This is a genomic window from Shigella sp. FC1967, assembly GCF_001743005.1.
Taxonomy (GTDB): domain Bacteria; phylum Pseudomonadota; class Gammaproteobacteria; order Enterobacterales; family Enterobacteriaceae; genus Proteus.
Map to the genome: position 1 here is coordinate 1 of NZ_MIIZ01001174.1, position 554 is coordinate 554.

General features: G+C 43.1%; 2 tRNA genes. Both read left to right on the forward strand.

What is annotated here, in order from left to right:
* The first annotated feature begins 112 nt into the window (after positions 1-112).
* Positions 113-189, forward strand: a tRNA-Ile gene (locus BHE89_RS19890).
* 132 nt (positions 190-321) lie between these two features.
* A tRNA-Ala gene (locus tag BHE89_RS19895) sits at positions 322-397 on the forward strand.
* Positions 398-554 lie beyond the last annotated feature (157 nt).

Here is a 554-nt window from a genome sequence, read left to right on the forward strand (position 1 = left end):
AGGTAACCGTAGGGGGAACCTGCGGTTGGATCACCTCCTTACCTAAGAGATACGTGTTATGTGCAGTGCTCACACAGATTGTCTGATGAAGAACGAGCAGAAATACCGGTATAGGCTTGTAGCTCAGGTGGTTAGAGCGCACCCCTGATAAGGGTGAGGTCGGTGGTTCAAGTCCACTCAGGCCTACCAAATCGCCTTGAATACTGCGTTGTGAAAGAACTCGTTTACTTTAAGTAAACTTCGTTATTTCACGCCTTGTCTCAAGTCGATTTATCTTGAAAAAGATAATGGTTGAAACACTGGTTATTTCGACTGCATTATGGGGCTATAGCTCAGCTGGGAGAGCGCCTGCCTTGCACGCAGGAGGTCAGCGGTTCGATCCCGCTTAGCTCCACCATAATCTCTTGAATATAAATGAATAATTCAGAGTATATTAGCAATAGTATACTGCGAATTATTATGCTCTTTAACAATCTGGAACAAGCTGAAAAATTGAAAACAAATCAATATATCACCGAGGTATATTGATGAGTCTCTCAAAATCTCAGACCTTG